Origin of the sequence: Pseudomonas sp. rhizo66 (genome assembly GCF_031931925.1) — a bacterium.
Lineage (GTDB): Bacteria > Pseudomonadota > Gammaproteobacteria > Pseudomonadales > Pseudomonadaceae > Aquipseudomonas.
On record NZ_JAUJWZ010000003.1, the window covers coordinates 280,951 to 293,618 of the forward strand.

A 12,668-nucleotide genomic window follows, 5' to 3' on the forward strand; every position below is an offset into this window, starting at 1 on the left:
GTCGAGATATGGCGCCTGCGGCCGTTTGCGTATACTGCGCAGATGTTTTTCCCAACGGCTTTGCGTCCGCGGTACGCCAAATGGCTGATCGCAACCGGACTCTTCCTGATGCTCGGTGGCTGTGTTGATAAACCCAACACACTCGAGCGCGTAAAGGAGGATGGTGTGCTGCGGGTGATTACCCGTAACAGCCCCGCCACCTACTTTCAGGATCGCAGCGGTGAAACCGGCTTCGAATACGAGCTGGTGAAGCGTTTCGCCGACGATTTGGGTGTCGAGCTGAAGATCGAGACCGCCGACAACCTCGACGACCTGTTCGACCAGATTGGCAAACCGAATGGCCCGGTGCTGGCTGCCGCCGGTCTAGTCAGCAGTGAACAACGCAAAAAGCAGGTGCGTTTCTCGCATTCCTACCTCGAAGTCACCCCGCAGATCATCTATCGCAACGGCCAGTCGCGGCCGACCGATCCCGGTGATCTGGTCGGCAAGAAGATCATGGTGCTTAAAGGCAGTACCCACGCCGAGCAACTGGCGGAGCTGAAAAAGAAATTTCCCGGCATCGAATACGAAGAGTCCGACGCGGTTGAAGTGGTTGACCTGCTGCGCATGGTCGATGAAGGCCAGATCGACCTGACCCTGGTCGACTCCAACGAAGTGGCGATGAACCAGGTGTACTTCACCAACATCCGCGTGGCTTTTGACCTCGGCGATGCGCGCAGCCAGAGCTGGGCGGTCGGCCCTGGCGAAGACAACAGCCTGCTCAACGAGATCAACGCGTATCTGGACAAGGTGCAGAAGAACGGCACCCTGCAACGCTTGAAGGATCGTTATTACGGGCACGTCGACGTCCTCGGCTACATGGGCGCCACCACCTTCGCCCAGCACTTGCAGCAGCGCCTGCCGAAATACGAACAGCACTTCAAGAATTACGCGAAGAAAGAGAAAGTCGACTGGCGCCTGTTGGCGGCCATTGGTTATCAGGAATCGCTGTGGCAACCAGCGGTCACCTCGAAGACCGGCGTGCGCGGGCTGATGATGCTGACCCAGAACACCGCGCAGGCGATGGGCGTGTCCAACCGACTCGATCCGAAGCAAAGCATCATGGGCGGCGCCAAGTACCTGGCTTACATGAAGGACCAGCTCGACGATTCGATCAAGGAGCCGGACCGCACCTGGTTTGCTTTGGCAGCCTATAACGTGGGCAGCGGTCATCTGGATGACGCGCGCAAACTGACGGCCAAGGAAGGGTTGAATCCGGACAAATGGCTGGACGTGAAGAAGATTTTGCCGCGTCTGTCGCAGAAACAGTGGTACAGCAAAACCCGCTATGGCTACGCCCGAGGCGGCGAGCCGGTGCATTTTGTGGCGAACATCCGTCGCTACTACGACATTTTGACCTGGGTGACCCAGCCGCAGCTTGAGGGCGATCAAGTGGCTGAGGGCAATTTGCATGTGCCTGGTATCGACAAGTCAAAACCGGCACAAGAACCCGCCCCCCTTTAAAGCAGAAGATCGCAGCCTTCGGCAGCTCCTACAGGGGAATGCGATCCATGCAGGAGCTGCCGAAGGCTGCGATCTTTTGATCTTAGCCCTTGAGAGCAGCGGCCAGGATCAGCGCTTTCATCTCGGACACAGCAGACTTGAACCCGACGAACAACGCATGCGCCACCAGCGCGTGGCCAATGTTCAGCTCATTGATGCCCTTGATCGCCGCGACGGCTTCAACGTTGTGATAGTGCAAGCCGTGACCCGCGTTAACGATCAGGCCTTGGGCCAGACCAAACGCCACGCCGTCCGCCACACGCTTCAATTCTTCAGCCACTTCAGTCGGGGTTTCTGCATCGGCATAACGCCCGGTATGCAGCTCGATGGCCGGCGCACCGACGCGCTTCGACGCAGCGATCTGACGTTCATCGGCATCAATGAACAGCGACACTTCGCTGCCGATCTTCGACAGACGCTCAACCGCTGCCTTGATGCGCGCCTCCTGCCCCGCCACATCAAGACCGCCTTCGGTGGTCAGCTCCTGACGGGTTTCCGGGACCAGGCAAATGTGTGCCGGGCGGATCCGTTCGGCAAACGCCATCATTTCTTCGGTGACGCCCATTTCAAAGTTCATGCGGGTTTGCAGCACATCCTTGAGCAGCAGTACGTCGCGCTCCTGAATGTGCCGGCGGTCTTCACGCAGGTGCACAGTGATGCCATCAGCGCCCGCCTCTTCCGCATCCAGCGCCGCTTTGACCGGATCCGGGTAGCGCGTGCCACGGGCCTGACGCAAGGTGGCGACGTGGTCGATATTCACGCCAAGAAGAATGCGATTGCTGGTGGTCACGGATACGCGCTCCTGAATTGAGAGATTCGGCGCACAGCATATCAGGGCTTACGAAATAGCTCGCGGCTGACGAGGGGGCGACCACCCAAGTGAACGGCCAGAGCCTGACGCATCAGACGCTTGGCGGCGGACAAAGCACCGGGGGCGCTCCAGTCGGCTTCGGCCATGGCCAGCAATTCGACGCCGTTGAACAGGCCGGGTTGCAACAGGAAGACCCGCTCAAGACCCGCATCCACTTGCAGACGATAGAGACCATCTGCCACGACGGGCTCACCGTGGATATCGGTGTTCAACGAAAAACCGTAACCGAGATCATCCAGCAGTCGCCATTCGAAGGAGCGCAGCAATGGCTCCAGCGGTCGACCCTCGGCCAGCGCCAGCAAGGTCGCGGCGTAGTGATCGAATACTCCCGGATGCGGATCTTCAGCGGGCAGCAAACGGATCAGCAACTCATTGAGATAGAGACCGCTGAACAGCGCCTCACCATTGAGCCACGCCGAAGTCCCCGAGCTTTCCATGCGCCCGACGTTCTTCAGCTCACCCTTGCCACGAAATTCGACTTCCAGCGACACGAACGGCCGCGCCAATGTTCCGGCCTTGCCCCGCGCACTGCGCAATACCGCCCGTAGCCGACCTTGCGGCGTGAGGAAGTCCACCAACGCGCTGGTTTCGCGGTAGGCGCGAGAATGCAGGACGTAGGCGGGTTGGGCAGGTGGCGGGTTTTGCGACATGACGTTTTTCCCGGTCGGGATTGCAAAAAAAGATCGCAGCCTTCGGCAGCTCCTACAGGTGTAAACAAGACATTGTAGGAGCTGCCGAAGGCTGCGATCTTTTGATCTTCGAATCGCCTACAGGTCGCCGTAACCCAGCGAACGCAGCGCACGCTCGTCATCGGACCAGCCGCCCTTCACCTTGACCCACAGGTTGAGCATGATCTTGGAGTCGAACAGCAGCTCCATGTCCTTGCGCGCCTCGGTGCCGATGCGTTTGATGCGCTCACCCTTATCGCCAATGATGATCTTCTTCTGGCCGTCGCGCTCAACGAGGATCAAGGCATGAATGTGCAGGGTCTTGCCCTGCTGCTTGAACTCTTCGATTTCGACGGTGATCTGGTACGGCAGCTCGGCGCCCATCTGGCGCATGATTTTCTCGCGCACCAGTTCGGCGGCAAGGAAACGGCTGCTGCGGTCGGTGATCTGGTCTTCCGGGAAGAAGTGATCGTTTTCCGGCAGGTGATCGGCAATGACCTTTTCCAGCGCGTCGAGGTTGTGCCCGTGCTGCGCGGAGATCGGGATGATCTGCGCGTTTGGCAGTTGTTCCTGCAACCAGCTCAGGTGCGGCATCAGCTCGGCTTTGTCTTCGATGCGATCGGTCTTGTTCAGCGCGACGATCAATGGGCCGGTGACGTACTGAACGCGCTCGAGAACCATCTGGTCTTCGTCGGTCCACTTGGTGCGATCGACCACGAAGATCACCACGTCGACGTCTTTCAACGCCGCCGAAGCGGTTTTGTTCATGTAACGGTTCAGGGCCTTTTCGCCACCCTTGTGCATACCGGGGGTGTCGACGTAGATCGCCTGCACGTCACCTTCGGTTTTGATCCCGAGCATGTTGTGGCGAGTGGTCTGCGGCTTGCGCGAGGTAATGGCGAGCTTCTGGCCAAGGATGTGGTTCAGCAGCGTCGACTTACCGACGTTGGGACGGCCGACGATGGCAACATAGCCACAGCGCGTTGCGTTTGTATCAGTCATTGCCATTCTCCACGCCCAGGGCAATCAGTGCTGCAGCGGCCGCTACCTGTTCGGCAATACGACGGCTCACACCCTGACCTCGGCTTTTTTCATTCAGTAAGACAACTTCGCACTCGACGAAGAAGGTTCGGCAGTGCGGCTCACCCTGGATATCCACCACTTCGTAGCGTGGCAGTTCGCAACCGCGCGATTGCAGGTGTTCCTGCAGGCGGGTCTTCGGATCCTTGTTGGTGTCGACCAGCGTAAGGCCTTCGAACTCACCGGCCAGCCAGGCCAGTACGCGCTCACGAGCGACGTCCATGCCGGCGTCGAGATAGATCGCACCGATCAACGCTTCGAGGGCATCGGCCAGAATCGATTCGCGACGGAACCCGCCACTTTTCAACTCACCGGAACCCAGTCGCAGGTAATCGCCAAGGTCAAAGCCGCGAGCCAGTACGGCCAGCGTCTCACCTTTTACCAAACGTGCGCGCAAACGCGACAACTGGCCTTCGCGGGCCAGCGGGAAGCGATCGAACAGCGCCTCGCCGGCGACGAAATTGAGGATGGCATCACCGAGGAATTCCAGGCGTTCGTTGTTGCGCCCGGCAAAACTGCGGTGCGTAAGGGCCAGCAGCATCAGCTCCTGATCCTTGAAGGTGTAACCGAGCTGGCGCTCGAGACGGCTTAGAGAAACGCTCACGGTTTACCCACGCTGAGTTCGTGGCTGGATTCCACTGCCATCGCCGGGATGCGGCGCAGGCCTGGGACAATTAACGCTGTGTTCAAAAATTAAATCCTGGCGATTGCGAAGCCGATTGTGCCGGCTCCAGAAATGCATTCGGCGCTGTGGTCAACAGCGCCGTGTGTGATTACTTGATCAGGCCAACCCGCGAGAAATTCGGCAGGTGACTGAGTTTCGGCTCCGGCCAGCTCATCCAGACCGCGAAGGCCTTGCCGACGATATTCTGGTCGGGAACCATGCCCAGCAGATCCTTGGGAATGTTCGGGTCATCCCAGTAGCGACTGTCATTCGAGTTGTCGCGGTTGTCGCCCATCATGAAGTAGTGCCCGGCGGGCACTGTCCACGAGCGGTCCGGCGTGGCGCGGTAGCGGCTCATTTCCTTGCGGATCAGATGCTCGGCGGCGCCCAGTTTCTCTTTGTACAGTTCAGCGCTGCCCAGCGTGCCCGGCTCAGCGCCAGCCATCTGCTCGGCAATCGATTCACCATTCACAAACAGGCGCTTGTCAGCGGTGTAACGCACCGTATCGCCCGGCAGGCCGACTACACGCTTGATGTAGTTGACGTTCGGATCACTTGGATAGCGGAACACCATCACATCGCCGCGCTGCGGATCACCGACTTCGATGATTTTCTTGTCGATCACCGGCAGGCGGATCCCGTAAGAAAACTTGTTCACCAGAATGAAGTCGCCGACGTCCAGGGTTGGCTTCATCGAGCCCGAAGGAATCTGGAACGGCTCCACGAGGAACGAGCGCAGCACCAGCACGATGAACAACACCGGGAAGAACGACTTGCCGTATTCAACCAGCAGCGGCTCTTTGTTCAGCTTCTCGACCACCACGACATCGGGCTGGCTGACACTGCCTTGATAAGAGGCAATGGCCGCTCGACGACGCGGCGCCAGGATCAACAGATCAAGCAACGCCAACAGGCCGCAGACGAACACGGCGATGACCAGCAACAGCGGGAAATTTAGTGACATAGGACCTGACTATTCCAACCTGAGCACGGCAAGGAAGGCTTCTTGTGGAATTTCCACGTTGCCGACCTGCTTCATGCGTTTCTTACCGGCCTTTTGCTTCTCAAGCAGTTTCTTCTTACGACTGACGTCACCGCCGTAGCATTTGGCCAATACGTTCTTTCTGAGTGCCTTGACGGTTGTCCGGGCAACGATCTGACCACCGATGGCGGCCTGGATCGCCACGTCGAACATCTGACGAGGAATCAGTTCTTTCATCTTCTCGGTCAACTGGCGACCTTTGTAGTGCGAGTTGTCACGGTGCACGATCAATGCGAGGGCATCGACCTTGTCGCCGTTGATCAGCACGTCCAGTTTCACCAGATTAGCCGATTGGTAACGATCGAAATGGTAATCCAGCGAAGCATAGCCGCGGCTGGTGGATTTGAGACGGTCGAAGAAGTCCAGGACCACTTCGTTCATCGGCAGGTCGTAAGTGACTTGCACCTGATTGCCGAGGAACAGCATGTCGACTTGAACGCCACGCTTCTCGATGCACAGGGTGATGACGTTGCCCAAGTGTTCCTGCGGCACCAGAATGTTGGCCCGCACGATCGGCTCGCGCATGTCTTCGATCGACGACACATCCGGAAGCTTGGATGGGTTGTCGACGTAAATCGTTTCACCGGTTTTCAGCACCAGCTCGAAAATTACCGTTGGCGCGGTGGTGATCAGGTCCAGGTCGTACTCGCGTTCGAGGCGCTCCTGGATGATTTCCATGTGCAACATGCCGAGGAAGCCGCAACGGAAGCCGAAGCCCAGTGCGTCGGAGCTTTCCGGGGTGTATTGCAGCGACGAGTCGTTGAGGGTCAGCTTCTGCAGCGCTTCGCGGAAATCCTCGAAGTCGTCGGAACTGACCGGGAACAGACCGGCGTAAACCTGTGGCTGGATGCGTTTGAAGCCGGGCAGCACTTCAACGTCCGGAGTCGAGGCCAGGGTCAGGGTGTCACCAACCGGCGCACCGTGAATGTCCTTGATGCTGGCGATGATGAAGCCCACTTCGCCGGCTTTCAAATCAGTGGTGGCGGTGTGTTTCGGGTTGAACACGCCCACGCTGTCGACCAAATGGATCTTGCCGGTGGACTTGACGAGGATCTTGTCGCCCTTCTTCACGCGGCCGTGACGTACACGCACCAGGGAAACAACGCCCAGGTAGTTGTCGAACCAGGAGTCAATGATCAACGCTTGCAGCGGATCTTCGATGTTGCCGGTCGGCGCAGGAATGGTGTGAACCAGACGTTCGAGCACTTCGTCGACACCCAGGCCGGTTTTGGCGCTGCAGGTGACGGCATCGGTGGCATCGATGCCGATGATTTTCTCGATTTCGTCTTTTACGCGATCAGGATCGGCCTGTGGCAGGTCGATCTTGTTCAGCACCGGCATGACTTCGAGGCCCTGCTCGATCGCGGTGTAGCAGTTGGCCACGGACTGGGCTTCAACGCCCTGACCGGCATCGACCACCAGCAAGGCACCTTCACACGCGGCCAGGGAACGGCTGACTTCGTAGGTGAAGTCGACGTGGCCCGGGGTGTCGATGAAGTTCAGCTGGTACTTGATGCCGTCTTTGGCGGTGTAATAGAGGGTAACGCTGTGGGCCTTGATGGTGATCCCGCGTTCACGTTCCAGCTCCATGGAATCCAGGACCTGGGCTTCCATTTCACGCTCGGCCAGGCCGCCGCACATCTGGATGAAGCGATCGGCCAGCGTCGACTTGCCATGGTCAATGTGGGCGATGATGGAGAAATTGCGGATATGACTCAAATCACTCACGGATCAACACTCAAAAAGGCTGCAGGCATGGCCCGCCGAAAAATAGCCGGGAATTGTACCTGATACACGGCGCAAGCGTCACGTTCGCCTGTCACCCGGATTGCATGCAAAAACGCCCCGATCTGTCGACCGAGGCGTTTTCAAGGTTAAACAGTAGATGAAAGCTTGTTCATCAACCGGCTCGTCTAAGCAGCCAGACACCCGCCAACGCACAGACCCCGGCCGGCACCAGCACCGCAAACAACGGTGAGAAGCCGAACACCAGGCTCGACGGGCCGAGCAAATCCTGGACGATACGGAAGGTGAAGCCCACCAGCACGCCGGTAAATACCCGCTGACCCAGGGTCACCGAACGCAGCGGGCCGAAGATGAACGAGATGGCCATCAGCACCAGCGCGGCGGTGACCAGCGGTTGCAACACCTTGACCCAAAATGCCAGCCAGTAGCGGCCGTTGCTCAGGCCTTGCTCGGACAGATAGTGGATGTAACCCCACAGGCCACTGATCGACAGCGACTCCGGAGCCATGACCACGGTGCTGAGCAGTTGCGGGCTCAACGCCACGTCCCATTGCTCGTTCGGGGTGTTGACGACTTCAGTACTGCGCTCATGGAACAGCGTGGTGGCAACGTCGGTGAGCTGCCACTTGTTGCCGTCGAACTCGGCCTTCTTGGCGAAGCTTGAGCTCAGCAGATGGCGCTCCTTGTCGAAGTGATAGCGAGTCACGCCATACAACAGGCCGTTGGGTTGCACGGCGTTGATGTGGATGAACTCGTCACCCTGACGGTGCCACATACCGTGCTTGGCGCTTTGTGCGTCGCCGCTGCCTTGCGCCAGCGAGCGATTGGCCTGCGCCATGCTTTCAGTTGCCGGAGCAACGTACTCGCCGATCAGCACACCGGCCAGCATCAGCACCAGCATCGGCTTCATCACAGCCCAGACGATCCGGCCGATGGACACGCCAGCGGCGCGCATGACCGTCAGTTCGCTACTGCTGGCCAAACTGCCGAGGCCGATCAGGCAGCCGATCAATGCGGCCATCGGCAGCATCTCGTAGAGACGGCGTGGCGCGGTCAGCAACACGAAACTCAGCACATCAACGAGGGTGTAGGTGTCACTGACGTCGCCCATCTCATCGATGAAGGCGAACAAAGTCGCCAGACCGAGAATGATTGCCAGTACGGCGATGATCGCCATAAACACGCTGCTGCCGATGTAGCGGTCAAGTTTAACCACGGGCCACCTCCAGCGCTGCCGCGCGACGGCTGGCCATCTTCAGACGCAGCGGCTCCCAGTAGAGCAGGCCGAGACCGATGAACAGGAAGATCGCGTGCACCCACCACAGGCCGAGGGCCGGCGGAATCTTGCCTTTTTCCAGGGCGCCGCGGGCGGCAATCAGAATGGTCAGATAAGCCATATAAAGAAGAATCGCCGGCAGCAGCTTGAGGAAACGCCCCTGGCGCGGATTGACGCGCGACAGCGGCACCGCCATCAGGGTCACGATAAACACCAGCAGCGGCAGGGACATACGCCATTGCAGTTCAGTTTTTGAGCGGATGTCATCGCTGCCCAGCAGGGACGAGGTCGGCATGGCGTCACGGTCGGTGACTTCTTCGCTCACGTCCGGCTTGGGCAACAGCACACCGTAGGTTTCGTAGTGAATGGCGCGGTAATCGGCCTGACCCGGGCTGCCGTCGTAGCGATAGCCGTTGTCGAGAATCAGGTAGCGATTGCCATCGGGACGCACTTCCTGGCGACCGCTTTCGGCCACCAGCACGGAAATCCCGCGATCCTTCTGATCGGCACCGAGGTTTTTCTGCGAAATGAATACGCTACCGAGGTTGACGCGATCGTCGCTCAGGGTCTCGGTGTAGGTGACCCGAGTGCCGTCACGCAGGGCCTGGAAGCGACCCGGCTCGAGGGTATCGAACTCGGTCAGGGCATCCTGTTTGTTCAGCAGCAACTGGAATTGATTGGCACCCTGCGGGGCCAGACCCAGGCTCAGCCATGCTACCACCAGTGCAACCAGGGTCGCCGGGAACAGGGTCATGCGAAACAGCTTCTGCTGGCTCATGCCGGTGGCCGACAACACGGTCATCTCGCTTTCGAGATACAGGCGACCGTAGGCCAGCAGGATCCCGAGGAACAGGCCCAGGGGCAGAATCAGTTGCAGGAAACCCGGCAGGCGATAGCCCATGATCAGGAACAGTGAGCCCGGATCGAGCTGGCCGGCAGCGGCCTGAGCGAGGTATTTGATGAAGCGACCGCTCATGATGATGACCAGCAGCACGGCACTCACGGCGCTGAGGGTCAACAGGACTTCGCGGGACAGGTAACGGAAGACGATCAAACCAGACACTCCAGGGTTGTCAGGCTAAGGCGGCCAAACAAGCAAACACATCGACCGGCCCGCAACGCAGAGCCGTCGAAAAAAGATGCGGCATTATCCTGTGATTGAGGGCGCCTGTCACTGCGCACACTCATCCATGTCTGTAATCCTTTGCAGATCGTACAACCGAGGGTTGTCAGGCGCGGGGAGCGAGGTTCAAACTGCGGCCCTTGTCGCAGGCTTTGGCCTGCGCCTCTTCTATCTATAAGCAGGCGACCGCGGACAGCGTCGAACGCCTGCGTGTTGACCATTCATTCAGGGATCCGGACATGGAACTGGTTGTAAAAAGCGTTAGCCCAGAAACGTTGAAAACCGCCACCCTGGTGGTTGCTGTCGGCGAAGGCCGCAAACTCGGCGTCGCCGCCAAACAAGTCGACGAACTGAGCGGTGGTGCAATCAGCGCCGTGCTCAAGCGTGGCGATCTGGCCGGCAAGGTCGGCCAGAGCCTGCTGTTGCACAGCCTGCCGAACCTCAAAGCCGAACGCGTGCTGCTGATCGGCGTGGGCAAGGATGAAGAACTGGGCGACCGCCCGTTCCGCAAAATCGTTGCCGGCATCCTCAACACCCTGAAGGGCCTGGGCGGCAGCGACGCCGTGCTGGCGCTGGATGAAATCATTGTCAAAAACCGCGACAGCTACGGCAAAACCCGTCTGCTGGCGGAAACCCTGGTGGACGGCGAATACACCTTCGACCAGTTCAAGAGCCAGAAAGCCGAACCGCGCGCGCTGAAGAAAATCACCCTGCTGACCATCAAGGCTGCGCAAGCCGAAGTGCAGCGCGCGGTGAATCACGCGACTGCAATCGCCAACGGCATGGCGTTCACCCGCGACTTGGGCAACCTGCCGCCGAACATCTGCCACCCGACCTTCCTTGGCGAACAAGCGAAAAATTTGGGCAAAGAGTTCAAGGACCTGAAAGTCGAAGTCCTCGACGAGAAGAAGATCAAATCCCTGGGCATGGGCTCGTTCTACGCCGTTGGCCAAGGCAGCGAGCAGCCGCCACGCCTGATCGTCATGCAATACAACGGCGGCAAGAAATCCGAGAAGCCGTACGCACTGGTCGGTAAAGGCATCACCTTCGACACCGGCGGCATCAGCCTGAAACCAGGCGCCGGCATGGACGAAATGAAGTACGACATGGGCGGTGCTGCCTCCGTGTTCGGTACCCTGCGTGCCGTGCTTGAACTAAAACTGCCGATCAACCTGGTGTGCATCCTCGCTTGCGCGGAAAACATGCCGAGCGGCAATGCTTCGCGTCCGGGCGACATCGTCACCACCATGAGCGGCCAGACCGTGGAAATCCTCAACACCGACGCCGAAGGCCGTCTGGTGCTGTGCGACGCGCTGACCTACTCCGAGCGCTTCAAGCCGCAAGCGGTGATCGACATCGCCACCCTGACCGGCGCTTGCGTCGTCGCACTGGGTGCGCACACCTCGGGCCTGCTGGGCAACAACGACGAGCTGATCGAGCAATTGCTCAGTGCCGGCAAAGCCGCTGACGACCGTGCTTGGCAACTGCCGCTGTTCGACGAGTACCAGGAGCAACTGGACAGCCCGTTCGCCGACATCGCCAACATTGGCGGGCCAAAAGCCGGCACCATCACCGCTGCGTGCTTCCTGTCGCGCTTCACCAAGAACCTCAACTGGGCGCACCTGGACATCGCCGGCACCGCATGGACCAGCGGCGGCAAGGACAAGGGCGCCACTGGCCGTCCGGTGCCTCTGCTGACCCAGTACCTGCTGGATCGCGCCAAAGCCTGAACCCGCTGACAAGCGGCGTCACTTTCGGGTGACGCCGCTTGCTGCTCTGGAACCGCAATGACCAAAGTCGACTTCTATATCCTGCCCAGCGCCGACCCTTCGGCGCGCCTGGACTTTGCCTGCAAGCTCACCGAGAAAGCCTGGCGCATGGGCCACCGCATCTACCTGCATTGCAGCGACGCGGCTCAGCGCGACGATCTCGATGCGCGCCTGTGGGCATTCAAGGGCGAAAGCTTTGTGCCGCATGGCCCGGCTGACAGCGAACCGGACGGTTTGATTGTGCTGGGATTGGGTGATGACTGCGGTCAGCACCAGGATTTGCTGGTCAACCTCGACCTGAAAGTCCCGGCCTTCGCCCACAAATTCGCCCGGGTGGCGGAAGTGGTGGTTGAAGATCCGACGATTCGGGCGGCCGCGCGGGAGAGTTTCCGTTTCTACCGCGAACAGGGCTATCCTCTGCAAGATCACCGTTTACAGCGACTCTGAGCATTCCAATGGACACTCCGAAACCGCAACAAAAGTCCGCCCACCTGCTGGATGATCTTGAATCGATCCGCCAGTTGCTCGGCGATGATAACCTGCAACCACCGCTGTTGACCGACACGGTCGACGAAGGTGAACAGGAACAGATTCCGATGTTGTTTGAAGCGGTCGGCAACGAGCCACTTGCCGTCGAACCGCCTCCCGCGCCAGCCCCGACACCTGCAGCACAACCTGCGGCATCTGTGAATAAAGGCCCGGACGCCCTGCTCCATCTGGACAGCGAACTGCGCGCCGCCGCGCAATTGATCATGCAAGATGTGATCGACGACTTCGCGCCGCACATCGAAACCGAAATCAAACGTCGGCTCGATGCACGCATGGAGCGGCTCCTCAGCCAGTACGAATAACGCGCCCCGTGTAGGAGCTGCCGCAAGCTGCGATCT

Annotated in this window: 12 protein-coding genes; 4 read left to right on the top strand and 8 right to left on the bottom strand. The window is 59.4% G+C overall.

The features are described 5' to 3' along the window. The first annotated feature begins 42 nt into the window (after nucleotides 1–42). Nucleotides 43–1,503 carry a membrane-bound lytic murein transglycosylase MltF gene (mltF, locus tag QZR14_RS05615; protein WP_250607400.1) on the top strand — a complete coding sequence of 487 codons (1,461 nt, stop codon included), beginning with the start codon at nucleotides 43–45 and terminating at the stop codon, nucleotides 1,501–1,503. 82 nt (nucleotides 1,504–1,585) lie between these two features. Here the strand turns inward: mltF and pdxJ are convergent, their stop codons facing one another. From pdxJ to lptF, 8 genes are all read right to left on the bottom strand, one after another. Continuing rightward, nucleotides 1,586–2,332 (bottom strand): pyridoxine 5'-phosphate synthase, encoded by a 747-nt coding sequence (gene pdxJ, locus QZR14_RS05620; RefSeq protein WP_311996078.1) that lies wholly within the window; start codon nucleotides 2,330–2,332, stop codon nucleotides 1,586–1,588. A gap of 41 nt (nucleotides 2,333–2,373) precedes the next feature. Beyond that, nucleotides 2,374–3,063: a DNA repair protein RecO gene (gene recO, locus QZR14_RS05625; protein WP_311996079.1), complete on the bottom strand. Its 690-nt coding sequence runs from the start codon at nucleotides 3,061–3,063 to the stop codon at nucleotides 2,374–2,376. Nucleotides 3,064–3,180: 117 nt separating this feature from the next. Beyond that, entirely contained in the window at nucleotides 3,181–4,083 is a 903-nt protein-coding gene (era, locus tag QZR14_RS05630; RefSeq protein WP_007909024.1) for a GTPase Era, read from the bottom strand. Beyond that, the gene (gene rnc, locus QZR14_RS05635; protein ID WP_024011703.1) at nucleotides 4,076–4,765 is read right to left on the bottom strand and encodes a ribonuclease III; all 690 of its coding nucleotides are present in this window, start codon (nucleotides 4,763–4,765) and stop codon (nucleotides 4,076–4,078) included. The genes era and rnc overlap by 8 nt, the downstream gene beginning before the upstream one ends. A 169-nt stretch (nucleotides 4,766–4,934) precedes the next feature. Beyond that, entirely contained in the window at nucleotides 4,935–5,789 is an 855-nt protein-coding gene (gene lepB / locus QZR14_RS05640; RefSeq protein ID WP_250607398.1) for a signal peptidase I, read from the bottom strand. A gap of 9 nt (nucleotides 5,790–5,798) precedes the next feature. Further along, nucleotides 5,799–7,595, bottom strand: coding sequence for a translation elongation factor 4 (gene lepA / locus QZR14_RS05645; protein ID WP_203420853.1), 1,797 nt, complete (start codon nucleotides 7,593–7,595; stop codon nucleotides 5,799–5,801). A gap of 172 nt (nucleotides 7,596–7,767) precedes the next feature. Further along, nucleotides 7,768–8,829: an LPS export ABC transporter permease LptG gene (gene lptG / locus QZR14_RS05650; protein WP_311996080.1), complete on the bottom strand. Its 1,062-nt coding sequence runs from the start codon at nucleotides 8,827–8,829 to the stop codon at nucleotides 7,768–7,770. After that, entirely contained in the window at nucleotides 8,822–9,943 is a 1,122-nt protein-coding gene (gene lptF, locus QZR14_RS05655) for an LPS export ABC transporter permease LptF (protein ID WP_250607396.1), read from the bottom strand. The genes lptG and lptF overlap by 8 nt, the downstream gene beginning before the upstream one ends. Before the next feature lie 308 nt (nucleotides 9,944–10,251). Between lptF and QZR14_RS05660 the strand changes: the two genes are divergently transcribed. Genes QZR14_RS05660 through QZR14_RS05670 form a run of 3 tightly spaced genes read left to right on the top strand, consistent with a single transcriptional unit; the run spans nucleotide 10,252 to nucleotide 12,632 of the window. Then, the gene (locus QZR14_RS05660) at nucleotides 10,252–11,742 is read left to right on the top strand and encodes a leucyl aminopeptidase (RefSeq protein WP_250607394.1); all 1,491 of its coding nucleotides are present in this window, start codon (nucleotides 10,252–10,254) and stop codon (nucleotides 11,740–11,742) included. 57 nt (nucleotides 11,743–11,799) lie between these two features. Next, on the top strand, nucleotides 11,800–12,228 hold the full coding sequence (locus QZR14_RS05665; protein WP_311996081.1) for a DNA polymerase III subunit chi: 429 nt from the start codon (nucleotides 11,800–11,802) through the stop codon (nucleotides 12,226–12,228). Between the two features lie 8 nt (nucleotides 12,229–12,236). Beyond that, entirely contained in the window at nucleotides 12,237–12,632 is a 396-nt protein-coding gene (locus QZR14_RS05670) for a DNA polymerase III subunit chi (RefSeq protein ID WP_311996082.1), read from the top strand. Nucleotides 12,633–12,668 lie beyond the last annotated feature (36 nt).